The following is a 24,979-nucleotide window of genomic DNA, read 5'->3' as shown; positions in this document are numbered from 1 at the left end:
TCCTCATTTTTATTTTGATAGCATCTCATCTAAATATTTTAAAATTTCTTCTTTTTTACCTGAAACTTTTTCTTCTCTTATTTCATCTTTTTTCAATCTATCAGCCGCTTTTTTAAGTACTTCCTGTTCAATTGCCTGAGGAATGACAACAACACCATTAGCATCCCCAACGATCATATCTCCAGGATGAACAGGCTGGCCGCCGCAAGAAATTGGAACATTTATTTCGCCCACACCTGCTTTTCCACTTGCTGCAACTGCAATCCCTTTGCAAAATACTGGGAAGTTTAATTCTTTAATTCCAAGAACATCACGAACAGCACCGTCGACGACAAGGGCATTTACACCGAGAGTTTGTGCCATTCCAACAACAAAGTCTCCAGCAATACCGCGATATGTATCACCTTTTGTGTCAATAACAAGAACATCACCTGGCTTTGATTCTCGAATAGCTCTTAGAACAGCTAAATTATCACCAACAGGTATTTTTACAGTTAATGCTCTTCCTGCAAATCTGTATTCCTCTTTTAAAGGCTTAATTTCAGGGTTGAAATTGTTTAATCCATCCATTGCATCTGATATACAAGTAGTTGGAATACTCTCAAACTGCTTAATAATATCTTCCATTAAAATTCTCCTTTAATATAATATTTATCCTAGCCTTAACAGGCAGTAAGATTCCCGCTTCAGCGTTCTGGGAATTCAAAGAAGTTAAGTGGGAGATCACCTACCCGTAAAGGTCCAATTGGCTTAACTAACCATCATCGGGAGATAAGAAAAACCCCCAATGATGGAAGTTTCACCTTATAAAGTCATTATACATGAAATTGTCCAATGATAGAATGAACTGCTTCACACTTTAAATTTCCTAGTTAGATCATTTAATATTACGACTAATTGTTTTAAATCATCAACAGCTACGACGACATTTTCGAAATCTCTTGCTTGTGACTGCATCGTTGCTGCTACTAGTTGGGAAGAGGCAGAGCTTTCTTCAGAAGTAGCTGTAATTCTTTCAATTTCTTCTGCAAGCTGTTCTGAACCGGTTGTTAAATCAGTAATATAGCTGCTATTAACTTCTAATCTTTCACTAATAGTGTGAATAGACGCAGATGTTAATTGGAATGATTCACTTACTTTTACAATAGCATCTGATTGCTCATTTGCCCGTTCTTTTACGTCATGCATCGCATCAACGGTATTTTGTGAATCTTTTTGGACAGTAGCAATAATCTCTCGTATATCTTCTGTTGATTTTCTTGATTGTTCCGCTAGTTTTCGAATTTCAGTCGCAACAACTGAAAAACCTTTGCCGGCTTCACCTGCTCTTGCAGATTCAATCGAAGCATTCAACGCTAATAGATTTGTCTGGTCAGCAATTTTATTTATCTGTTCTAAAATTTTGCTTATATTTTCTGTCTTTTTGTTTAAATCTAAAATAGCCCTTTCAATATTGTTTGTTGCTTTTTGATTTTCTATATTTATTTCATTCAGCCCGGTAATTAAAGCCAGTTCTTCTTCATTATTTGTATTCACTTCATGCATAAGACCAAGCATGTTATTCGTATTTGTATGAAGCTCTTTACTTTTATTTGAAAGATTTGAAGAAATTTCAGAGCAATTTTCAATTGCTTTTGCCTGTGTTTTATTCCCTTGCGCAATTTCTTCAACAGATGCCGTTACTTCTTCTGTAGCAACAGTTACTTCATTTGATACAGATGTTAAAGAAATGGCCGAAGAATTAATTCTTTCAGAAACAGTACCAATATTCTTCGTAAGATTTCCCAATTCTTTTACCATTGTGTTGAAATTATCTCCAATTTCTCCAATCTCATCATTGTTTCTAATGCTCGTCTGGACAGTGAAATCACCATCCTGTACTTTTCTCATATCAGTGATAAGTGTACGAAGAGGTTTTGAGAGTCTGTTTCCTAAAATCAGACTTACTATAACTGCTAAAATGATAATTCCTGCTAATATAAGAACAATTACTGTCGTTAAATAGTAAATATCTTTATACATATCCTTTGCAGTGGAGGCTATCAGCAATGTTTGTCCATTTGTTAACTTTGCATAGGAAACAATTCTTTCTTCCTTATTAATCTTTAATGTTGCAATTCCATTTTCTTTTTTCTTTAGATCTTCAGAAAACTGTTTGTCAATAGTTGCAACTTGATCTGTTTGCTTTAGCTGTGGATGAAGTAAGAAGTTTTGATTTGGGCTTAATAAGGCACCATAGCTATTTTTATAAGGTTTAATGCTATTTACAATTTCAGTGAAAACATTAAAATTGATATCCATTCCTACTACTCCGATTGACTCACCGTTTTTGAAAAGAGGAACGACATAACTAATCATATCTACTCCAATATTTTCATTACGGTAAGGATCCAGCCAAACAGGCTTTCCTGCGTTAATAGGGGTATAGTACCAGCCGACATGGGCTGTGTCTGAAGGGTCATATTGACTGAAATCTGTCGGAACTAGCTGTTCAATTTTATTATCTCCATCAGTATCAGCATGGAACAGTCCTGAGGTAGGTTCTGTGAATTTTGGATTGAATCTAACATAGAAAGCCATTGCACCATTTGTGTTTTTCGAAAATTCATCTGCGATAGGTCTGATTTCCTCTTGGAATTTACTCACGTAGGCAGGATCGGATTTGAATTTCTCTACATCGTCTAATGAGGATAAAACTGCAATTGCGAGACCGTTAACGGATGTTTCAATCTTTTCAGCAGTTATATTCAATGTTTTTGCGTTATTTTCTGCTAATAACTGTGCATCATTATAAGCATACTTTTTCAAAATATTGTTACTTGCATAAATACTAATCAAACCTACAATTAATACTGCTGTTACAGAACATAACAGGATAGCGTACATTATTTTTGTTTTCACACTTCTCATGGAGATTTCTTCCCTTCTCTTAATAAAAAACCTTTTATAGATACTAAGTATTAGTACTAAAGACATATCGGATTCATATAAAATTCGGTGAATTTTTTAATAATCCTTCTTTTAGAACGTAAATTTTATGTAAAGTGTTTATTAATTTTTTAAATCTATTGTATAGCAATAAGTATATGAATCTATGATATGTTTCCAGCTGTTGCTTTAAAATAAAGTTTGATTAAAAATTTGTAGCTTTGGAATAATAATTGATCAAATTACTACTAATAACCTTGATAAACGGACAAAAAGAAAGAGCGTGTTTTGAAAAAAAGATTGATCAAAACATGCTCTTCATATATTCAATTGAATCATTCTTTTATAAAAAAGTTCGATCATTTCTATAATCCTTATTCCATTAAAGCGTCCGTTTTTTAATATTTTTAGTCATTTTAATTGAATTAATGTAGGCGATTGCTAATAGGAACACACTTATTTATAAAAGCTTAAAAAAATAATGGAATTAAATGCAGGATGATTCCTACAATGAAGAGAAAAAGAAGAAACTGGTGAATACGCCCAGATAAATCAAAAAGATAAATTTGGATTACTGCACGCAGACACCAAAAAACAGCCATTCCTATAAGTAGCACTTTTCCAACGGTTGAAGCATATACTTCATTCGCATGAAAAAGAAAGACGTATGCCATTAGAAAAAACATGAACGTAAGACAGATGTTTAGTGCTTGAAATACCGCGCGATTTACTGGGGACACTTTCTTTAACTGCTCTGACCAATTTAGGAGTCGCCAAAAGAAAAGGTGAAAAACTCCAAATGCAAGGTTAAAAATCGCAGCAACTTCAATCATCATCTTTCTCCTCATTTTTTATTATTTTAAGTCGTAGGGCGCTAGCTACTTTAATTGACATTTGTTTTTTCTTATAGTACATATTATTCTCCACCATTTTGAAATAACCTGCACATACCAATTGTTCTAAAATTTGGTCCTTTAATGGAATAACTTTATTATTACTTAACAGGTTCTTAATCTACAAGAAAAACCGAAATCCCTTCTTTATAGAGATAGGAAATTCCGGTTCATCTTTTTTATAAACGGTTAAACTTTTTTCGAAACGGTGCGACTTTTTTATAAACAGTTCAACTTTATTTCAAAGCCACAAAATTCCTCACAAGCTAGCATTTTACAATAAATAAAAAGAATCCATTTTGAAAAAAAGATTGTTCAAAATGGATTCTTTTCCTACAGATTTTAGTTTCGTTTCTAGATGATTGGTAAAATATTCAATCCGCCAATTTCACAACTGCATTTTGTTCTACCGTTATTCCTTCATGAAAATATGTATTACTTACCTTAGCAATATCTTCTAGTGAGCCAATTTCAATTGGTTTTGTCAAAATCTGTTTAATTTTTTCATCATCTGTATTTATGATTATTCTCGCTTCACTTTGATTTTCAAACCGATTATGCTTAACTGCTAATTCCATAGGTGATCTCTCTCCAAAATCCCACCAACCAGATTCACCGTATTCATTAAAATCAATATAGCGAACGCGTGCAATGATTATTTCTTCTCTATTTAGTCCCAATGCCATAAGGGCATTGATAATTCTTCTTTCAAACTCGTTGTAATCGTGTATAAAAATAAGAGCAGGCTTATCTTTTTGATCTAATTTCTCTACTTTTTGAGGATCCAAATTATCCACAAAATCTCTAAAATATGATGCTGGTACCGTTGTTGTTAATTTGTGTTTTCCCTCTTCTTTTGGGCAATCAAACATACTTTGCTTTAAAATATAAAAGCAAAAACATGGCAGCTCCATATTCCTAGATCTCTTCAAGTAAACACGTTGTCCAATAGGAACACGCACTAGATCAGGATATTTTTTATATTTCTGATTTAATTTAGCCGCATTCTCAATATCAAACATATAAAATGTTGCCAATGTTCCTTCTAATTTGTCTCCACGCCCCTCGCCGTTTTCAAAAGCATATTGAACCCAAGAGCTTGGTGTATTAAATTTAATTTCACCTTTTTTTAAAAAATTTTCAGCATATTGTCGAGTAGTGAGGCGAAATACTACCATAAAGTCTTCGGGTTTTGCCCATACACCTTTCTCTTCCATTTTATGAATCCTCCTTATATTTGAAAAACACCTTTAATAATTTTTTATAGATGATAGAACTTTCTTTCAAAGCTACAAAGGACCGCACATATTTGATATGTATAATATGTGCGGTCCTTTTATTTTCATATACTAAAGTGTTATGACCCTAAGATAATATTAACACAGGATTTATAATCAAACATTATTATAAACGATCAGACTTTGTTATAAATTATCAATCTTTATTTTAAAACAACACCAGCGTGGGTTATCCAAATAAAGTTCTTATTTCTAATCTTGGATTTGTTGCAGAAAATCTTCCATTATATTAAGTTTTACTTGATCTATGCTATATAAATCCAACTTAATTTTTCGGCATAAAATAATAAAACTAAATGGCAGACTTGAACATGGTTCTCCAGTAAAACTTTATTGATTTTTGGCTCATCCATTTGCAAGCTCTGCTTGCAAATGCTTTTCAGCTTTAGCTGAAAAGTGCTCCAATTTCTAAAAAGGGGGAGAAAAGCGAGCTTTTTTCCCCCTTTTTAGAAATTGGAGCGAGATGAGCCAAAAATCGGGCACGATACTAAGTTTCACTGTGCATATATAGGAATATTATCCGGGACTTATATGGAACATTAATTTGTATATATTAATCTTTCATAAAAGATGATGCACTATAATTAGTTTGAATGGATATATGTTAAAAATTCGAACGTGAATTGTAACGATGGTAAAATAATGGTATTAAAAGTGATTAAAGGATGGAATAAACATGAGGAAAATAAGATTTATCCATGCGGCTGATTTACATTTAGATAGTCCTTTTACGGGCTTAAAGTGCTTACCGAACTCCATTTTTGAACGTTTGAAAGAGAGTACATTCACTGCATTTTCCAGACTTATTTCAATTTCTTTAAAGGAAAAAGTTGACTTTATTTTAATTTCCGGCGATTTATATGATGGGGAAGAAAGAAGTCTGAAAGCCCAGCTCAGATTGAAAAAAGGTTTTGAAAAGTTAAAGGAAGCAGGGATTGAAGTTTTTATTATCCATGGTAACCATGATCATATGGGTGGGAAATGGATTGAGCTGGAATGGCCTGGAAATGTTCATGTTTTCTCAAGCAGAAATGTGGAATTAAAAACAGTGGTGAAAAATGATAGAGCAATTGCTAATATTTATGGGTATAGTTATCCGAGCCGTGCGGTTATGCAAAATATAACGGCAGAATTTAAGAAGATTTTTCAGCCGGATGATATTTTCCATATTGGAATGCTGCATGGAACGATAGAGGGAAATGAAGAACATGACCGTTATTGTCCATTCAGGTTAAGTGAATTAGTGGAAAAAAACTTTGATTATTGGGCACTGGGACATATACATAAAAGACAAGTTATTAAAGAGCAGGCTCCGGCAGTTATCTATCCAGGGAATATTCAAGGAAGAAACCGGAAAGAAACAGGAGACAAAGGTTTTTATCTTATTGAATTAGATGAAAATAGTACAGAATCAACGTTTATTGCTGTTAGTGATGTTATTTGGGAAGATATAGAGATTTCAATTGAAGGTCTAACCAATATATCCGAATTTATGAAGCGGTGTAAACAATTAATAGAAACAATTCGCCGTGAGCAAAAAGGGATTTTCCTTCATATTTATGTGACAGGAACTGGACAAATAGCAGATGTTTTTCAAAATGAAAAAAATATAGAAGAGCTGTCTGATAGTTTAAATGAACTGGAAGAAGGAAAAGGAAATTTTGTTTGGATTATCTCTATTACTAATGAATCATATATGGAATATGAATTGAGGGGAAAAGAGCTTCATTTTTTTTCAGATTTAGAGAAAACAGTTCACAGCTATGATAATTTTGATGAAGCTTTAGAAGGATTAACAGATCATCCTCTTTTTAGAAAATCTGAACTTATATTTACAGAGGAAGAAAAGCAGCAATTATTAAAAGAAGCGGAGTTTTATCTTTATAAAGAACTTTTTCATTATAGAGGAGAGAGAGAATGATTATTAAAGAGCTCGTTATTTACGGCTATGGAAAATTTCAAAATAAGCATATTCCTTTTCATAATGATAATAATAATTTGCATGTTATTTATGGGGAAAATGAAGCTGGTAAATCAACGACAATGTCTTTTATTCAAAGCATCTTTTTTGGATTTGCGACGAAGCAGCAAACAGAAAATCGGTATGAACCGAGGGACAGCGGAAAATATGGGGGAAGAATTCATATAGAGACAAATAAGTATGGGGAATTAATTATTGAAAGAACTTCAGGGAAAGCAATAGGTGAAGTGTTTGTCTATTTTGAAGATGGAAAAGTGCGCGGCGAGGATTTTTTAAAAGAACTTTTAGGTGATCTTGATAAAACAACGTATCAAGCAATTTTTTCATTTAATATACATGGGCTGCAGCATATAAAGAGACTTAATATAGATGAGATTGGAAAGTTTCTGTTTCTGTCAAGTTTATATGGTTCTGACGCATTATTTTATTTAGATAATAGGTTAACGAAACAGCAAGAGCAAATTTTTAAGCGAACAGGACGGAAACCGGCTCTAAATGACGCATTATTCGATTTACAGAAAAAGAATGCGCAGTTAACTGATGCAAAACGAAAAGTGATTGATTATGAGAGCTTAATAAATGAGAGGAGAGAACTTGAGAAGAAGCTGGAAATTGCTATGAATGAAAAACAAGAACTGAATAAAGAGCTGAAATTAAAGGAGAGAATCCATTCTTTAATGCCGTCTATTCGTGAAAAAAAATGGTGTGATGATCAGCTGAGCATACTGAAAGATACGAGTTATTTTCCGCCTGACGGATTATCACTTCTTGATCAATTACAGCAAAAAAGGAAACAAATAGAAGAACAGGTTTATTCCTATGAATTGAAAATCGAACAAATAAAGAAAGAAATAAAACATATAGATGTGAAAGATAATGTGCTTGCTTCTTCTGAATTACTAAGAGAATTAAAAGAAAATTTATCATTATATGAAGAGAAGAAAAGTACATATAATGAATGCTTAGTGAAAATAGAAAATATAGAAGAAGAAATTGCTTTATATAAATTAAGGCTGCATCATGGCTTAACAGATGATGAACTTTTACAAATGAAAGCTGCAATTCCGATGAAGGAAGCTTTGAAAAAGGACGTGTTTGAGTATCAGAATTTACTAGAGAAGAAAGACACGCTTGATGAACAATTTGAAGCAGCAAAAAATGAACTTGAGCAAAGTGAAGAGAAAATTAGTGAGTTAAATAACCGGCTTTTAAAAGCAGAGGAAAGAGCAGCAGCAGAAGTAGAATTAGAAGCAATGAATGAAAGCCGAAAGATAAATATAAGTGAGGTGAAAAAAGAGTATGAACAAGCAGAAAATGATTTAAATATGTATGAGAAGCTAAAACGAAATAAAAAGAGATCTCAAAATATTTTTCTATTGGTATTATTTGCGGCTGCTCTTGTTTGGACTGTCGTAAATGAATATTGGATAATCATTTCCTTACTATTAGGCGGAGCGCTACTGCTGTTTTATTTTATAAATAAAAATAATGATCCATTTATTAAACGTTTAACAGAGAGAAGAGATGAACTGGGGGAGTATTTACAGAGTAAGCATGATAATGAAGGTATGTTGCAAAATCGCTATTCTGAACTTCAAAGCCTAGTCGTAATGGATGATCATTTAAAACAGATGATCCAGCAGGAGGAGATTCAAAAACAGCATTTTGAAAGATTATATGAGAGGATTATTACTAAATATGAACAATGGGAGATACAATTTTTTTCTAATCAGGAAAAAATAAAACTCATTGCAAAAAACTTAAATTTAAATGATGATTGCCTGCCTGAGATGGTCCTCGAAAGCTTTGAGCATTTACAAATAGTTCAAGAAAAAATAATAAAGAAAGATCAGCTTCGCAAAGAAGCAGAGTTCATAGCGAGTGAGCTTGAAATTTATGGAGATAAATGCAATCAATTAGCTGAAAATTGCCATATAGAGGGAAGAGGCATAGGGGAAATTATTTATATAGCAGGAAAGATGATGGAGGAAGAAAGAGAGCTTCATGAGAAAAGAAAAAAATTAGAAGAGAGACAAAAGGAACTGGAAGATGATTGCCTGGAATTAAATAATAAGAGGAATTACTTCATTTTAGAAGAGGAAAGATTAGTAGAACGTGCACAATGTAATGACAGCGATGAATTTAAGAAGCTTGGAAAAATTGCTGAACATAGAGAGCAATTGCTGAAACAAAAAAGCTGGATTGAAAAGCAGTTGTTGATGGAGAATTATATTGATATAAATAATTTCGTCCTAAATGAAGAAGCTTTTACACTTGAAAAGATTGAAGAAATAAAACAAAAGCTCGAAACCTCCGTATTAGAAGAAAAAAATATATTAAAACAATTATCAAAATTAATTGTACAAATAGAGGAAATAGAACGGTCTGGTACATATTCAGAATTACGTTATGCAATAGAACAGGATCGGACAATTGTGAAGGATTTGGCAAAGCAATGGGCAGTTCTTACATTGGCTAAAGACTTATTGGCGATTACAGTTGAATCTCATCGAAAAAATAAACTGCCAAAGCTTCTTAAACAAGCAGAAAATTATTTTTCTTTTTTAACTCATTCCTCTTATAAAAAGATTTTTTTACCTGAGGAAGAAGAGACATTTATCGTAGAACGTTCTGACGGAATGAGATTTCATGCCGATGAGTTAAGTCAGGCAACTGTCGAGCAATTGTATGTGGCACTTCGGCTTGCACTCGCAAAGTCGATAAAGAATGAAACAATACTTCCTATCATTATCGATGACAGTTTTGTTAATTTCGATCATAAGCGGACACAAAGAGTAATCGATCTACTGCATGAGTTTGCGAGCGAATACCAGATTATCTTTTTTACATGTCATAAACATCTCCTGCCTCGTTTTAGAACGAAAACGATTGAGATATAAGTGATTATGATATAATTATTTTAAATAATGACAAGAGAGGGGTTAAATGCTAATGGTGAAAGGAATTGCCCATTATGAGGTTGGACAGCAAGTGGATACCCATTTACTTATAAAAGCATCAACAAAAGGAATTGCGAGTAATGGAAAAGCGTTTTTAACATTGATTTTACAAGATCAGACAGGTGAAATAGAGGCAAAGCTTTGGGATGCAAGCCAAGATGATGAAGTAACTTACAGTTCACAAACAATCGTTAAAGTGATCGGTGATATTCATCATTACCGTGGCAGAAATCAATTGAAACTTCGAAATATCAGGCCAGTTCAAGAAGATGATAATGTAAAAATAGCTGATTTTCTTGAAACAGCGCCAGTTGCAAAAGAGGATATGCATGAAAAAATAACACAATATATTTTTGAAATGAAAAATTCCAATATTCAAAGAATTACGAGATATCTCCTTAAAAAATACGGAACAGATTTTTTAGAATATCCTGCGGCAACGAAAAATCATCATGAGTTTATTTCAGGGTTAGCTTATCATGTTGTTTCAATGCTCGACTTGGCGAAAGCCGTTTCTACATTATATCCGAGTTTGAATAAAGATCTCTTATATTCAGGAATTATTTTACATGATTTAGGGAAGGTCATTGAGCTGTCAGGCCCAATTGGTACTACATATACAGTAGAAGGTAATTTAATTGGACATATTTCTATTATCGTTAATGAAATTGGCAAAGCTGCCGAACATTTGGAAATTGAGGGAGAAGAAGTGATTGTTCTTCAACATTTAGTACTTAGTCATCATGGGAAAGCAGAATGGGGAAGCCCGAAACCGCCGATGATTAAAGAGGCAGAAATTCTTCACTATATTGATAATCTGGATGCAAAAATGAATATGCTTGACCGTGCACTTGAGCATGTGAAGCCTGGAGAATTTTCTGAACGAATCTTTCCGCTTGATAATCGTTCGTTTTATAAGCCAGCTTTCTTGAAGTAAAAGGGAGTCGATATACTGTATGCTTCATAATGAATATGGAGAAGGATAAATCTAGCTTTTCTAGCGAAATAGAAGCAGCGAGTGGACATAATTATTGAATTTCTCTCATATAGTTGCTGTAAACAAGCTTATTAGCTATATGAGGGGGAGATGACCATTTTGTTATTGCCATGGTGGATTTATTTATGTATTGTCGGTATTATTTACAGTGGATATATGGCGTTTAAAACAGCAAAGCAAGATCGTAAAATTGACGAAGAATTTATTGAAAAAGAAGGTCAAGTATTCATCGAACGGATAGAGGAAGAACGAAAGAAAAAGCAAGATGTGAATGAACATACTAATAATACAGAAGATGATCCGGCTGTATTGTAAGAAAAAGGGCTGCACCAGCTTGGTGAGCCCTTCTTTTTTATTTTTCTGCTGGAGCTGCTGCTTCTTCTGTTTTAAATATATCTTTTAAATCTTTATCATTTATCTTAACATCAGCATCTTTAATTGCTTTGTCAATTGCCTTTTGAATTGTTTCACCATCTGTAGCTTTTTGTTTCTTTAATTCCTCTGTTAATCCTTTTTTCATTTGGTCATAAGGTTTTACTGTTTCCGTTAATTTAATAATATGGTAGCCGTGTTCTGTTTTTACCGGACCACTAACTTCCCCTTCTTTTAATTTAAAGGCAGCATCCTCAAACTCTTTTACCATTGCACCTTTACCGAACCAGCCGAGGTCTCCGCCATTTGGAGCAGTACCATCAGTACCATACTCTTTTGCAAGGTCTTCAAATTTTTCACCTTTATCAAGTTTTTCCTTTATTTCTTTTGCAGTTTTTTCATCTGCAACTAAAATATGGCTAGCACGAATTTTTCCTTCAAGGGAATCATAATATTCTTTTACATCTTTATCTGTTACTTTTACTGCCTTTTCCCCAGCTTTTTGAGTTAGAATTTCAAGTTTTACCATACGGTTTACGAACTCTTCCCCTTGCTGCTGGATCATCATATCAATCTGTTGGCCGTATGTAGCTTTTAATTCTTCCAATTTATCTTTAATTTCTTTATCAGACACTTTATATTCTTTCTCTAATACCTTTTCTTGAACAAGACCAGTAAGAATTTGTTGACCAGATGACTCTTTTAATGCTTCGTAAAATTCTTCTTTTGTTATATTTCCTGCTTTTGTTTCGACTACATCTGCATTGTTGCTGTTATTACATGCGCTTAGTGCAAAAATACTAGTTGCTGCAACAGCTGCTATGGCGATCTTTTTCATCCTTAAATACACTCCTACATTTAAATTTGTGAAAGAACTATCAATTACTATACCACAATATGCCATGATCATAAAATTTTTTATTATGTGAAAATGTGTGACAAGTGCCTAATCGGAAAATAAGGGTCCTGCATAGTATAACGTAACTAATATGAAAGGGAGGTTGCTATTATGAGTGGAGCTTACGCTGGTGGATTTGCGTTAATCGTTGTTTTATTCATTTTATTAATTATCGTTGGTGCTGCTTGGCTGTAAAAAGAATCTCAATTAGTGGGGAGGGAAGCCTTCTCACTCTTTTACATTTATAAATGCTATTAATTCTAGGAGGTTTCTTAAAGTACAAGCCTTGATGCTATATAATTACAACCTGATTTCTCAGTAAAATTAAGTTGTAATTATGCCGTTTTTAGTATAAAAGAAGAAAAATCATAGCTGACAGCTTGTCTGCTATGATTTTTCTTATGAATGTCTTATATTTCTTCTCGCTAAACAAAGTCTTCATTGGAGATATACAAAGGTGAGAGTTAAATTCATACTATGTGAATAAAATTTCTATGTATGAAGAGATTAGAAGAATAGTAACGAGTACATTAATTGTTCGAAAAACCTTTGTTTGACGGTCTTCAGGAATCTCGCGTACTAAACAGAGTGAATTCGTAAGCTTATTTATGCAGAACAAAATGAAAACTGCAAAAAAGATAAAAAAGATCAACATATTGAGATCCCCCTTCCTTACTAATACATATTACATTATCAAAAAAATTATGAAAAAGATAGCAGTAGCAATCATAATATTTTACTTGAAATTTCTATTAAATTCCACAAATTGCAACATTTTCATAAAAAAGAGGACTGATCCTCCTGTAAAGTTTATTTATTAATTAACACTTCGAAGCTATCTTCAAACTCCTCAATATAACATTTTCTTGGTGCTTTTAAGATTTGTTTTATAAAAATGAAGTCCGAGATGCAAATTCCAATATGAAAAGCAGTCGCAATACAAAAATAATGGACATAAGAGGGAAAATGAAACCCTAAAATTGTAAACAAAGTTGTAACAGTAATAAACGGTGTCATTAACGACAGTAACATATAAAGCTTTTTCGTACTGTAGCATGGTTTAACACGAATTGTCGGAATAAATAAGTAAACTTTCCATTGATACGTCATCCGATTCCCGCTTAATAATAAAGGGACAATATGAAGAAACTTATGAAAAGGAACTAATCCAATCAATAGAAAAATAAATAATAGGAATGGCCATTCCTTAAAATGTGTTGTTGGGAATATAAAATTAATTGGTAAATAGATAATAATAAATGCAATAATCATAGAAAGAATGGAAAGAAAGGATAATCGATAAAAACCATAATCCTTTGATATATTAATTGTTTTCCAACAATTCATTTTTTCACCGTCCGAAAATATATAGTATTCTCATACTTTACGACGGCACAAACAAAAAATCAATCCTTTGTTTATCAATGGAAACGTGTTCATTTATAAGTATAAAAAAATTTAATGAGTCTGATGGATATATTGGAGAATTTAGCTGATATAATGAGTGCTCTGCTCATATACATTCATTAATTATGTAGAACTTATAAAAATTCCCTGCTTTTTGAGAAAATTGCAACAATTGCTAGTATCATATAAAATAAATAATATCGGATTCATATAGGGGCAGGGAAAACGGAAGTGAAAGAAGGGAAAGTATTGAAAGATCTTGAGAAACGTTTGGAGCAGCTTGAATATAACCAAATGTTATTATTAGAAATGGTTAATCCTGAAAAATATCCGTTTAATATGTTGATTATAAGGGAATGTATAAGTAAACAAGAGGTTCAGGAATTACATAAACTATGTGAAAGACTTACAGAAATGTACGAGGAACAAAAAGCGCAAGGACTGGTTATTTTTACTGAACTCCTAACGCTTTTTGCTGGGCAATTAAATTACAAGTTAGACGTAGTAGAAACAGTTCAAGCATTGTATAGACAAAATCTGCATAAGGCTTTAATGAAAACTTTTTTAGATATAATAAAGAAACAATAATTATTTTATTTGCAATTCCTTTTTTTTGTAATTTTCCGTCATCTTCTTGGAATTCTTCTTCAATATTGGTGAAAGACTTTTCAAATATTTCCATGAAATCTTCTCCATAAATATTGCGAATGATTGACATCAATTCCATAATTTCAGGGAATTTGCCATATAGATTATGGAGTGGCTGTGCCCCTTTGAAAACAGAATTACGCGTCGGTTCAAAATCTTCCAAAAGTTTAAGAAGAATTTCTTCTCCTTGTTCTGTAAGCTCAATATACGTATTGCGCTTATCATCCACTTTTTTTGAAAATTCTAAAAAGCCTCTTTCTTCTAATTTTTTAGAAAAATTAAACGCTGTTGAGACATGCATAACTCCAAACTTAGCAATCTCTGAAATTGATGCCCCTTTTAAATGATAGGCAATCCATAAAATGTGATGCTCATTAATGTTTAAATCATAAGGTTTAATCCATTGCTGCCAATCTTTTTCAATCGTTTTCCATAATGCTTTACTGAGCTGGGCAATTCTCTGGGTAAAAAGCAATGCTTCCTTTATTGTATAATCTTTTTCTAGATGTTTCATTTTTATCATTTCACCTACTTGTCGCTAGACTTTTGTATTACATCTATTATGCCAATAAAATAAAGATTAATAAAGATGTAAGTTGACATAATTTTAAAAAAATTTTCAAAGTTCCCATTTTTGTGCAGCAATAAGGAAGTTTTCCACCTATAATTTGGATTAATATAAAAATTAATTTGAATTTTCAAAGATTAAATTATATAGATATTGCTTAATTTCTGATATAAAATCATGAAAATAGATTAGTGATTTGAATATTAATTTGTATCTATATGGTTTATTAAATAAAAAATAAGAGGCATATAGCCTCTTATTTTTTTATTGTCTGTTCCAGCTGTCTAATTTTTTCTTCAATTTCATCTAATTCATTCTGTAAATTTTCTTTGTGCGGCTCAATTTCATGCTGCCATTGTTTAATTGATTTTTGTAAGTCTAAAGACACTTCTTTAATAACATCAGCACTATCCTTCGCTGTTCTTATCATTTGATCTTTTAGGGAAATGCTTTCTGATTTTAATTGTACAAGTGTATCTTCAAGTTTTTCACGATTAACTTTTATTTGTTCACGTAACTCTCTTCCAGATGTTGGAGCTGTTAGTAAAGTTGTTACCCCGCCGATCAGTCCACCGACAAGGAGACCAAGATAAAGAGACTTTTGATTCGACATATTCATCACTCCAATAAAATGATAGTTATATTAATATTTTTCGACAAAAAACAATGAAATCCTTTTTTCTTATATTAAAAAATTACCTACATAGCGAAACAGAAGAAAGCATAAATATGAACAAAGGAGGGATCGGCTTGTCAGGTGTTATATTTATCTTTTTTATTATAGCCCTATTATTTTTTATTGGTGCATTCCATTACTTAAAACTAGTTCAGCAATCAGCTTCATATCCACCAAAGAAACAATTAAAACAAAAGGTAGCGGTGCTTGCAAGTGCTGGTTTCATAGCATTGGTAATAGGGATTATTCTTCTTTCATTCAGTTAGGACTATTCTAAAAGCGTGCAAAAACCCGATCTGAAAAAGATCGGGTTATCCGTTTTTAAAAAGAAACTCAGCTATTTGCTTTTCTAAATTCATCCATAAATGAAGCAAGTGCAGTACAAGATTCTAAAGGTACAGAATTATAAGCAGATGCACGACAGCCACCAACTGAACGGTGTCCGCCAAGTCCAACGAATCCTTTTTCTTTTGCTTCTGCTAAAAATTTCTTTGTAATCTCTTCATCACGTAACGTGAATGTAATATTCATAAGTGAACGGCTGTCTTCCTGTGCATGTCCTTTATAGAAGCCGTTACTGTTATCAATCGCATCATAAATAAAATCAGCTTTTTTACGATTAGTTTCTTCAATTGCTTTTACGCCGCCTTGCTCTTTTACCCATTCTAATACTAGAGACAGCATATAAATAGCAAATGTTGGCGGTGTATTGTAAAGAGAATTATTTTTTGCATGGATATTGTATTTTAACATTGTTGGGATATTATCTGGAGTTTGTTCTAATAAATCTTTTTTGATGATAACTACAGTAATTCCAGATGGCCCTAAGTTTTTCTGTGCTCCAGCATAAATAAGAGAGAATTTCTCTACATCAATTTCTTTGCACATAATATCACTAGACATATCAGCGAATAATGGAATCGGACTATTTGGATAATCTTGCCACTGTGTGCCAAAGATCGTATTATTCGTCGTAATATGAAGATAAGCACCATCTTCAGCAGTATGATCTAATGAGTAATCTTTCGGAATATGGTTATGGTTTTGTTCTTTACTTGATGCAATTACATTTGTTTTTCCGAATAATTTTGCTTCTTTGATCGCTTTTTCTGACCATGCACCTGTTTCGATATAGTAAGCAGTTTTATCAGATTGTAAGAAGTTCATCGGTACCATTGAGAACTGAAGGCTTGCTCCGCCTTGTATAAATAAAACTTCATAAGAGTCAGGAATATTCATTAACTCTTTTAATAAATCTTTTGCACGATTATGTACATCTTCATAATCTTTACTGCGATGACTTAATTCCATAACAGACATACCAGTATTATTGAAATTCGTTAATTCTTTTTGAGCTCTTTCTAATACTGCTAATGGAAGAGCAGTTGGACCAGCATTAAAGTTATAAGCGCGTTTCATAAAAAAATCCTCCTCATTATTTCCGTATTAATAAAAAGATAATCATATCCTATCATAAAAAGGCTTAAGAAATATAGACTGATTTATAAAAATATTAAGGCAGATGTAAAAGCTATTAAAAATGAAACTTTTTATACGGTCAATCGTATTAGTAAGCAGTAATTATTTACTTTAAATAGGAGGTAAGTGATTGGAACTTTATACGAAATTAACTGTTATAGTTTTTCCTATTCTTATTGTTTCATTACTTCTTATCGGTTTATATAAACATGTAATAAAAAAGAAAAATATAACAGTCCACTATACCCCATTTGACGAAATTACAGGACATTCACCAGTTAGATTTCATGAAGAACAGGAAATAATTGTTGAAGATGAAAAATGTTGTAATGATAAGGACAAGAAAATAGCAAAAAGGAATCAAAAATAGCTCCTTTTTGCTTTTATATCTTGCCCGTTAAAATTAAATTCCCTCTTGGATTGCAGCAGCAATTTCCTGAAGCTTCTCAGGTGTATATTCACTTTCATGTGTTTTCCAAACAGCGCCGAATCCATCGCCAGTACCGTAGCGCGGAATAATATGCATATGATAATGGAAGACAGATTGTCCAGCCTGCTCGCCATTATTATTTAATAAATTCAAACCGATTGGATTAAATTGTTTTTTTATTGCATTTGTAATTTCAGGCATGACTTCAAATAGATTTTTTGCAATTTCTGGAGTCAGTTCATAAACATTTTCCTTATGTACTTTCGGAATGACGAGTGTATGGCCTTTCGTCACTTGACTAATGTCTAAAAATGCAAGAACATGCTCGTTTTCAAATACTTTTGCACAAGGGATTTCTCCATTTATAATTTTGCAGAAAATACAATTACTCATAACGGTACATCCTTTCTATATATACATAATTTTAAGGACTAGCTTACCCGCATTTTACCATAGTAATCGAGATTTTAGAAAATTAAAAGAACAGGGCAGATCCGTTTTGATCACCCTGTTCATTGAAGAAGGGACTTTGCAATTACTTGAAAGGGAAAATATCTGCGACAAACACCTCATTTATAGAAGTAATTTATCTAAGATTCATTACCATTATTCAAACGAATCATCCCCTCGTTAAGGAAATATTAGCAGATTGCAATATATACACTTAACTTACTGTGAGAAAATGTCTTTGATGAACACCTCATTTACAAAATGGTTGGATGATGAGCAATACTTATAAATAGTATCCGCCCGTAGACACCTCATTTCGTAAAATTACTTGTTCTAATAAGCAATGGTTTAACCCTTCAGGAAGTTGTCTTTAACGAACACCTCATTTGAAAGTGTTTTTATATGACATTTGCTCCCCCTCTTCAAATATTATAATGTCCATGAAAACAGAGGCTTATACATAAAAATTTATTAAATTGTCTGGAGGAAATTAATGTTGATTTCTGATAAAATTAGAAGAAGAAAATAAAGAAATGAAAGGAATATCAAATGACATTATTACAAATAGAAAACGTAACTGGTGGATACAGCAGAAACCCTGTTTTAAAAAATATATCTTTTGAAGTGAAAGAATCTGAAATTGTTGGGCTTATTGGCTTAAATGGAGCAGGAAAAAGTACGACAATTAAGCATATTATTGGACTTATGGAGGCACAGAAAGGGTCTATCTCCATTGATGGAAATACTTTTGCCCAAGATCCTGATTCTTATCGTTCTAAATTTTCTTTTATACCGGAAACGCCGATTTTATATGATGAATTAACACTATATGAGCATCTTGAGCTGACGGCTATGGCGTACGGGATCGATTCCGATACATTCAAAGCGAGACTAGACCCGCTTTTAAAGGAATTCCGGATGGAAAAAAGGCTTAAGTGGTTTCCTGCCCATTTTTCAAAAGGAATGAAACAAAAGGTTATGATTATGTGTGCATTTTTAATTGAGCCTAAGCTTTATATTATTGATGAACCTTTCGTTGGATTAGATCCGCTTGCGATTAATGCACTGCTTGATTTAATGAACAATGCAAAGAAAAAAGGTGCAGGAATATTAATGTCTACACATATTTTAGCGACAGCAGAAAGATACTGTGATTCATTTATTATTTTACATAACGGAGAAATTCGTGCAAAAGGTACTTTAGCGGAATTAAGAGAGCAATTCGGTGTAAGGACTGGGACTTTAGATGATTTATATATCCAGCTGACAAAGGAAGAGCAAGATGAATAGTATTGATAATATTTGGAGTAAAAGATTGCAGGCTCATATTCAGGAGCTGCGGACATATTCAAAATATATGCTTAATGATCATCTGCTGTTCGTACTTTTATTTTTAACAGCAGGAGGGGCGGTAGCATACCAAAATTGGCTGAATAAAATGCCGGAAAATTTCCCTGCGGTATTTATTATGACAGCGGCTTTCACTTTCCTTATTCAAAACTCATCTGTACGAACACTTCTAAAAGAAGCGGATCTTGTTTTTTTACTACCGTTAGAAAAACAGATGGAGCATTATTTTAATAAAGCTTTTCTTTACAGTGCTGTGACACAAATGCTTCCAATTATCATTTTTATTATTGCGTTCACTCCTTTATATAGGAAGGCAGAAGCAGTCTCAGGAGGAGCTATTCTTCTCTCCCTGCTTTTATTAGCAGTAGTGAAAGTTTGGAATGTGAAAATGAACTGGATTATACATTTTCTTCCTGATGAAAATGCGAAAATGTATGATTTTATCGTGAGATTAGTTGTAAATATACTAAGTATTTATTTTGTTTTTATGAATGAGTATGTATTCCTTACGATAGTCGCAGTCATTATGATTGCCTATTATGTTTATTTTGCAAAGGCGGCGGGGAAGAGAGGAGTAAAATGGGAAGTTCTTATTAAAAAAGAGGAGCAAAAAAAGCAAAACTTTTACCAGCTTGCAAATCTCTTTACAGATGTACCGAAGTTGAAGAAATCAGCGAAGAGAAGAAAATATTTAGATCCGCTTCTAGGTTTCATAAAGTACAACCAGAAAAATACATATCTTTATATGTATGTAAGGGCATTTCTTCGTTCAGGGGATTATGTTGGAATTCATTTAAGACTTACGATTATTGGCAGCGTTATATTAGTATATTTAGCCGGTAATATGTACAGCGGATTAGCTATTAGTATTTTGTTCTTATTTTTAACTGGAATTCAGTTGATGAGCTTATATAAACACTATGATTTACTGGAGATCTCTAATCTTTACCCGACAGCAGACAATTATAAATTAAAACATTTTACTTCACTCATGCGTATGGTGCTTATTATTCAGCTTCTTGTTTTTTCAATTGTCATCTTTTTAACAGCGGGAGGCGTTCTAGCAACACCGGTTTTATTAATTTCACTTGCATTTACTTTCTTGTTTGTTTATGTATACATGCCGAAGCGTTTAAAAAAACTGTGAAGGAAGAGTGATGAATGAATTACGAAAACGAAGTAATGGAAGAAGTAGTGAAGTGGAAGAAGCAGCTTCTTAGACGGTCATCTTTTTTCGAGCGGACAGCGAAAAAGGCACAAGTAAAAATAAACGGATATATACCGGAAAAGGTTCACGGTATTGTAACGGAAAGTATTAAGAAAATGGTGGAGGCGACACTTGTAGGTTCCAATCTTATCATTTTCAATAAAGATGTTGCCAATCTTACTTTCAAGGAACGAGAGCAGCTTGTAAAAGAATCCATGAAACATTTTCAGAAGATAGCTGCGGTAGAAGGAGCGGGGACAGGTGCAGGTGGAATCTTTCTTGGCATGGCAGACTTCCCGCTATTATTAAGTATCAAAATGAAATTTTTATTTGAGACAGCAAGTATTTACGGATTTGATACGAAGGAATATGAGGAAAGGCTTTTCCTGCTCCATGTATTTCAGCTAGCATTTTCAAGTGAGGGATACCGTGAAGAACTGTTGGAAACGATTGAAAACTGGGATGAGTGTAAGGATGAGCTAAAAGAGGTTGATTGGCGGGCTTTTCAGCAGGAGTACCGGGATCATATTGATCTTGTGAAAATGCTGCAGCTCATGCCTGGTATTGGAGCGGTTGTTGGTGGTGTTGCTAATTTTAAATTATTACAGCATTTAGGTGAATATGCGATGAATAGTTACCGGTTAAGAATGCTGCAAAAGGTCTGACTTCTTATGAAAGAGAAGTCAGACCTTTTTTTGATTGGAAGGAAGTAATATAATGATGTAGGAAATTTATCGTTCGGAGGTACAGTTTTGAAAAAAGTATATATTACTTTCTTTTTGCTTAGTATTTTATTTACACTTATTTTTACGGTACACACGGAAACTATTGCAGCGATGGATGAAACAGCAGGCAATATATTCGAAGCCGTGAATCAAGAAACAATCTTAACTGTTTTAAGTTTTATCGGCTTACTTGGTTCAACGAAAGGAATTATTATTTCTCTTGTTTTATCCATCATCATTTTTGCTTTTCTTTATAAAAGTTTTTGGCAGCCACTTACAATTTTCATCGCTGTCTTTTTAGCAAATGTCTCTAATAAGTTTTTGAAAGGGATAATTGAAAGAGAAAGACCGGTTATTCCGGGACATGAGGTAGATGGATTCAGTTTTCCGAGCGGTCATGCGATGATTGGGATTGTATTATACGGATTTATTGCTTATTTTATAGCTAATAAAATTCAGTCTAAAACAGGAAGAAACATTGTTTTTATTATTGCTCTTATCATTTTATTATTAATTGGAGTAAGTCGTTTAACTGAAGGGGAACATTATTTTACAGATATTATCGGTGGATTTGCAGCCGGTGGCATATTGCTTATTATTTTGCAAAGCTGTTATGATTTTATAGTGAATAAGAGAACTGGAAAATACAATTAATGAAAAGATAAGCTGTCGTATTAGTCATTTAACATAAGACTGGTACGACAGCTCCTTTTGTAACTGTATAATCAATCAGCTTTATATATTAACATTAACAATTCCTTTTCTCACTGCTTCAGCAAGTGCTTCTGAACGGGAATTGACTTTTAACTTTTTAAATAGTTTAGTTAAATTATATTCAACTGCTCTGACACTCATAAACAGCTCTTCAGCAATATCTTTGTTACTTTTTCCTTTTGAAATACCTTCTAATATTTCCAACTCTTTTTGTGAGATTGAAATATTCAGCTGTTTTTTAGAAAAAAGATTTGGGTTACTTGTCTGAACAGTCATTTCTGAGAGCCGTAACTGGCGTAATAAAGAAATGGGAATAAGGGTATATCCATTCAATACTGCTTTTATAGACATGATTAATTCTTGCTGGGAAGCAGATTTACTAATAATCCCGCTAATACCTGAATCGATTAACAAATTGAATTGGGAACTGTATTCAAATCCGGTATAAAGGATAATTTTTGCTTCTGGCTGGAAAGTTAAAATCAGCTGGGATAATTCCAGTCCAGAGCAGTTTGGCATATTCATGTCTAATAAATAAATATCAAATGGAGAAGCTTTACTTAATAAAAGTGCTTCTTCAGCATCAATCAAATATGTAACATTAAAATCAATTTCCTGTTCAATAATATTCTTCGTTCCCTCTCCAACAATTTGATGATCATCAACAATTAAAATTTTTATCAATTGTTTCACCTCGGCAATGTAATATGTACTTGCAAACCTTGCCCTTCTGCAGAAATAAATTCTACTTTTCCATGAAGACTGAGAATTCTTTCTTTTAGACCGGACAAGCCCATATGTATATGGTTGGTTTGTTTATTGAAAATCTCCAAATTAAAACCTTTTCCATTGTCACGGTAGTCAATGTGTAACCGTTGATTATCTTCCCACATATGTATTGCTACATTTGTTGCATCAGAATGTTTATCTGCATTATTAAGCAATTCCTGGAGGATACGGTAAATAGAAATAGGTGTATTAAAGTTATCAAATGTATCTTGGATTTGATCGAATTCATAATCAAGTGTATATTTCACTCTTAATTGGATATTAGAAAATAGTTCTTGGAGTGATTGGGTTAGACCGGCTTCTAATAAAAGATTTGGCCTTAATTCATTACAAGTATGGCGTATTTGATTAATGACATCTACCATTCCATTTTTAATTTTACTTAGTTCAGTCTCTGTTTCTTTGGAAAGATCTTTATTTTCTGTTATTAAGTTTTCAAGCTTTCGATACCAGATAATCTGGTCCTGCAAAGCAGAATCATGGAGATCAGAGGCGAGTTTTCTTCTCTCTTTTTCTGATAGTTGGAAAAGCAGTCTAGATAAAGAAGCTGAACTTGATTGTTCTTGGACTTGCTGTTTCTCTAAAGATTGAATAAGGCTGTTGACGGCAAATAAATTTTCATAGACTAATCGAACGTATTTAGCAGTCGTAATCATCCACGTTTTTTCGTTAATATTAAATCTAGTGTTATTTTTCTTCTGTCCAATCCAAATATATGTTTTTTGCTGTCCAATTTTATAAAGTTGTATGCCGATTAATCCTTTATACTCTAAAAGAGTTCCAGCAGAATCATTTTGAAGTATCCATTTTATTTGTTTGTATATTTTAAAATTATTACCGTATACCTCTTTTGTTCTAAGTATGGTGTTTTCTAAGTTATAATCTATTAAAATAATATTCTCAGCTTGTAAAGCTTTTATAATTTCATGAACAAAAAACGATTCCAGCTCGTCTTGCTTCATAATAGAAGACAGCTTTTGAGTGAATTGATCAATGCTTTGTGTCAAATTTGTTTTATCTTGAAAAAGTTGGTTTCGAAAGGAGAAATCAACTTTTTCTTTTAAGAAAAGAAATAAAATATTGAAAATGAGAATGAGTATAAAATTTAGTAAGAAACGGCTGAAAGAATTATTATCTTGATTAGCTATTCCAGTTACTAAAAGAGAGATTAAAAAGGTCGGTACAAGTGATAAAAAAGCATAGTAACGTCCTTTGCTGATAATGAAATCAATATCTAAAAGCTGTTTAGTCATTAATAAATAGCAATAGCCTAAAGGGATTACGAATAAAAACAGGCCTGCAATATCATCCACTAAATAGGGCCATCCTAAAATATAGGGAATCGCATGAAAAAAGATAAATGGACTAAAGGCAATCACTTTAATAACGATCATCCATTTAAGGAAAGGCTCATGAACAGAGTCTTTTTTCTTTATGTATGTATAAATTAAAAAACAGATAGAGTAAATAATAATTATAATAAAAGATACAAGAGTAACTGAGCTGACCTGATGGACAGCAGTAAAAAATAAACTGTACAGATTAATCATAATTGTTACAAAAGTAAGAAGTGTAGTTACTTTTAAGAAAGCCGGGAATCTTTCCTTAATAATTTGTTTATCGAAAAAGACAGAGTATAAAAAATATACGAAAAGCAGTACTCCAGGCTGAATTAAAAGAACTAATATAAGTTTAGCTCCGAAATCACCGCGTCCTGATGCAGCGGAAGAAGAATAACTTAGTGAAGTCGCCAGTAAAAACCCTATTAAATAGTTAGCAGTCAGACTATGTTTTTGATAAATAAAAATAGATAGTAGTAAAACTAAAATGGAAAAAATAACTGGTATATATATTTCATATAATGAACTTTTCAATTTTATGCCGGAAGCTTTGTAATAAGAGAGGAATCCGTTCTTTTCAATTGCCAGCTCTTTTGCAAATGAAAATGCTTCCCTTGTGGGAGAAGAGTCTGAATTCAGTTTTTCTCCATTCATTTCTTTTAGAGTATCCCCTGTCTGTATCCCAGTATATGAAACCCATCCAACCTTTGATATTTTTGTAATAACATAATTTCCCTTGCTATCTAAAGAGGCACTAATCCCGCTATAAGGCTTTTCCAATATCATCAATATATATCCATGCAGAAAAATAAAGCTTATTAATACTAAGCTGAAAATAATCGTTGATTTTTTGATATTCATATTTATCC

General features: G+C 32.7%; 24 protein-coding genes and 1 pseudogene. 12 read left to right on the top strand and 13 right to left on the bottom strand.

The window, feature by feature from the left end; translation table 11 throughout:
- Positions 1–9: 9 nt before the first annotated feature.
- The 4 genes from BFA01S_RS01155 to BFA01S_RS01140 form a co-directional block, all read right to left on the bottom strand.
- Complete coding sequence (locus tag BFA01S_RS01155) at positions 10–627, bottom strand: RraA family protein (protein ID WP_066224834.1); 618 nt, start codon at positions 625–627, stop codon at positions 10–12.
- 225 nt (positions 628–852) lie between these two features.
- Complete coding sequence (locus BFA01S_RS01150; RefSeq protein WP_169800418.1) at positions 853–2,901, bottom strand: methyl-accepting chemotaxis protein; 2,049 nt, start codon at positions 2,899–2,901, stop codon at positions 853–855.
- Between the two features lie 497 nt (positions 2,902–3,398).
- Positions 3,399–3,776, bottom strand: coding sequence for a hypothetical protein (locus BFA01S_RS01145; protein WP_169800417.1), 378 nt, complete (start codon positions 3,774–3,776; stop codon positions 3,399–3,401).
- 419 nt (positions 3,777–4,195) lie between these two features.
- Complete coding sequence (locus BFA01S_RS01140) at positions 4,196–5,038, bottom strand: hypothetical protein (RefSeq protein ID WP_066224828.1); 843 nt, start codon at positions 5,036–5,038, stop codon at positions 4,196–4,198.
- Between the two features lie 757 nt (positions 5,039–5,795).
- On the opposite strand from BFA01S_RS01140, the gene BFA01S_RS01135 reads away from it, so the two are divergent.
- The 4 genes from BFA01S_RS01135 to BFA01S_RS01120 all read left to right on the top strand — a co-directional run bounded on the left by BFA01S_RS01135 (position 5,796) and on the right by BFA01S_RS01120 (position 11,372).
- Positions 5,796–7,040, top strand: coding sequence for a metallophosphoesterase family protein (locus tag BFA01S_RS01135; protein WP_066224825.1), 1,245 nt, complete (start codon positions 5,796–5,798; stop codon positions 7,038–7,040).
- Entirely contained in the window at positions 7,037–10,000 is a 2,964-nt protein-coding gene (locus BFA01S_RS01130) for an ATP-binding protein (protein ID WP_066224822.1), read from the top strand. Before BFA01S_RS01135 ends, BFA01S_RS01130 begins: the two co-directional genes overlap by 4 nt.
- A 52-nt stretch (positions 10,001–10,052) precedes the next feature.
- Complete coding sequence (yhaM, locus tag BFA01S_RS01125; RefSeq protein ID WP_066224819.1) at positions 10,053–10,997, top strand: 3'-5' exoribonuclease YhaM; 945 nt, start codon at positions 10,053–10,055, stop codon at positions 10,995–10,997.
- 156 nt (positions 10,998–11,153) lie between these two features.
- Positions 11,154–11,372 carry a sporulation YhaL family protein gene (locus tag BFA01S_RS01120; RefSeq protein WP_066224852.1) on the top strand — a complete coding sequence of 73 codons (219 nt, stop codon included), beginning with the start codon at positions 11,154–11,156 and terminating at the stop codon, positions 11,370–11,372.
- Between the two features lie 37 nt (positions 11,373–11,409).
- Here the strand turns inward: BFA01S_RS01120 and BFA01S_RS01115 are convergent, their stop codons facing one another.
- The gene (locus BFA01S_RS01115; RefSeq protein ID WP_066224816.1) at positions 11,410–12,267 is read right to left on the bottom strand and encodes a peptidylprolyl isomerase; all 858 of its coding nucleotides are present in this window, start codon (positions 12,265–12,267) and stop codon (positions 11,410–11,412) included.
- A gap of 171 nt (positions 12,268–12,438) precedes the next feature.
- Here BFA01S_RS01115 and BFA01S_RS01110 point away from each other — a divergent pair, with 171 nt between their 5' ends.
- Positions 12,439–12,522 (top strand): YjcZ family sporulation protein, encoded by an 84-nt coding sequence (locus BFA01S_RS01110; RefSeq protein ID WP_066224813.1) that lies wholly within the window; start codon positions 12,439–12,441, stop codon positions 12,520–12,522.
- A 280-nt stretch (positions 12,523–12,802) separates the two neighbouring features.
- Here the strand turns inward: BFA01S_RS01110 and BFA01S_RS23120 are convergent, their stop codons facing one another.
- Both BFA01S_RS23120 and BFA01S_RS01100 read right to left on the bottom strand, forming a co-directional pair.
- Positions 12,803–12,982, bottom strand: a complete 180-nt coding sequence (locus BFA01S_RS23120; RefSeq protein WP_066224810.1) for a hypothetical protein — start codon at positions 12,980–12,982, stop codon at positions 12,803–12,805.
- Between the two features lie 155 nt (positions 12,983–13,137).
- Positions 13,138–13,674, bottom strand: a complete 537-nt coding sequence (locus BFA01S_RS01100; RefSeq protein WP_066224807.1) for a DUF3267 domain-containing protein — start codon at positions 13,672–13,674, stop codon at positions 13,138–13,140.
- A 354-nt stretch (positions 13,675–14,028) separates the two neighbouring features.
- Between BFA01S_RS01100 and BFA01S_RS21655 the strand changes: the two genes are divergently transcribed.
- Positions 14,029–14,322 carry a DUF1878 family protein gene (locus BFA01S_RS21655; protein WP_082799798.1) on the top strand — a complete coding sequence of 98 codons (294 nt, stop codon included), beginning with the start codon at positions 14,029–14,031 and terminating at the stop codon, positions 14,320–14,322.
- 19 nt (positions 14,323–14,341) lie between these two features.
- Here BFA01S_RS21655 and BFA01S_RS01095 read toward each other — a convergent pair.
- Positions 14,342–14,896, bottom strand: a pseudogene (locus BFA01S_RS01095) (HTH-type transcriptional regulator Hpr); the annotation flags it as partial.
- Between the two features lie 310 nt (positions 14,897–15,206).
- Positions 15,207–15,563 (bottom strand): YtxH domain-containing protein, encoded by a 357-nt coding sequence (locus BFA01S_RS01090; RefSeq protein WP_066224806.1) that lies wholly within the window; start codon positions 15,561–15,563, stop codon positions 15,207–15,209.
- A gap of 116 nt (positions 15,564–15,679) precedes the next feature.
- Here BFA01S_RS01090 and yhzF point away from each other — a divergent pair, with 116 nt between their 5' ends.
- Entirely contained in the window at positions 15,680–15,892 is a 213-nt protein-coding gene (yhzF, locus tag BFA01S_RS01085; RefSeq protein ID WP_156483498.1) for a membrane protein YhzF, read from the top strand.
- 67 nt (positions 15,893–15,959) lie between these two features.
- On the opposite strand, the gene serC is transcribed toward yhzF, so the two are convergent.
- Positions 15,960–17,045, bottom strand: coding sequence for a 3-phosphoserine/phosphohydroxythreonine transaminase (serC, locus tag BFA01S_RS01080; RefSeq protein ID WP_066224799.1), 1,086 nt, complete (start codon positions 17,043–17,045; stop codon positions 15,960–15,962).
- A gap of 190 nt (positions 17,046–17,235) precedes the next feature.
- On the opposite strand from serC, the gene BFA01S_RS01075 reads away from it, so the two are divergent.
- The gene (locus BFA01S_RS01075; protein ID WP_174521572.1) at positions 17,236–17,475 is read left to right on the top strand and encodes a DUF3951 domain-containing protein; all 240 of its coding nucleotides are present in this window, start codon (positions 17,236–17,238) and stop codon (positions 17,473–17,475) included.
- 33 nt (positions 17,476–17,508) lie between these two features.
- Here the strand turns inward: BFA01S_RS01075 and BFA01S_RS01070 are convergent, their stop codons facing one another.
- Positions 17,509–17,928: an HIT family protein gene (locus tag BFA01S_RS01070; protein WP_066224796.1), complete on the bottom strand. Its 420-nt coding sequence runs from the start codon at positions 17,926–17,928 to the stop codon at positions 17,509–17,511.
- Between the two features lie 606 nt (positions 17,929–18,534).
- On the opposite strand from BFA01S_RS01070, the gene BFA01S_RS01065 reads away from it, so the two are divergent.
- The 4 genes from BFA01S_RS01065 to BFA01S_RS01050 all read left to right on the top strand — a co-directional run bounded on the left by BFA01S_RS01065 (position 18,535) and on the right by BFA01S_RS01050 (position 21,921).
- Complete coding sequence (locus tag BFA01S_RS01065) at positions 18,535–19,275, top strand: ABC transporter ATP-binding protein (protein ID WP_066224793.1); 741 nt, start codon at positions 18,535–18,537, stop codon at positions 19,273–19,275.
- On the top strand, positions 19,268–20,482 hold the full coding sequence (locus BFA01S_RS01060; RefSeq protein ID WP_066224790.1) for an ABC transporter permease: 1,215 nt from the start codon (positions 19,268–19,270) through the stop codon (positions 20,480–20,482). The genes BFA01S_RS01065 and BFA01S_RS01060 overlap by 8 nt, the downstream gene beginning before the upstream one ends.
- Before the next feature lie 14 nt (positions 20,483–20,496).
- On the top strand, positions 20,497–21,207 hold the full coding sequence (locus BFA01S_RS01055; RefSeq protein ID WP_066224787.1) for an EcsC family protein: 711 nt from the start codon (positions 20,497–20,499) through the stop codon (positions 21,205–21,207).
- An 87-nt stretch (positions 21,208–21,294) separates the two neighbouring features.
- Entirely contained in the window at positions 21,295–21,921 is a 627-nt protein-coding gene (locus BFA01S_RS01050; RefSeq protein ID WP_066224784.1) for a phosphatase PAP2 family protein, read from the top strand.
- Between the two features lie 81 nt (positions 21,922–22,002).
- Here the strand turns inward: BFA01S_RS01050 and BFA01S_RS01045 are convergent, their stop codons facing one another.
- Positions 22,003–22,665, bottom strand: coding sequence for a response regulator (locus tag BFA01S_RS01045; RefSeq protein WP_066224781.1), 663 nt, complete (start codon positions 22,663–22,665; stop codon positions 22,003–22,005).
- 5 nt (positions 22,666–22,670) lie between these two features.
- Positions 22,671–24,971: a sensor histidine kinase gene (locus BFA01S_RS01040; RefSeq protein WP_066224778.1), complete on the bottom strand. Its 2,301-nt coding sequence runs from the start codon at positions 24,969–24,971 to the stop codon at positions 22,671–22,673.
- Positions 24,972–24,979 lie beyond the last annotated feature (8 nt).

This window comes from Metabacillus fastidiosus NBRC 101226, from assembly GCF_001591625.1.
GTDB classification, from domain to species: domain Bacteria; phylum Bacillota; class Bacilli; order Bacillales; family Bacillaceae; genus Metabacillus; species Metabacillus fastidiosus.
The sequence above is the reverse complement of the archived record's forward strand: the minus strand, read 5'-3'. Positions and strand labels throughout refer to the sequence as shown.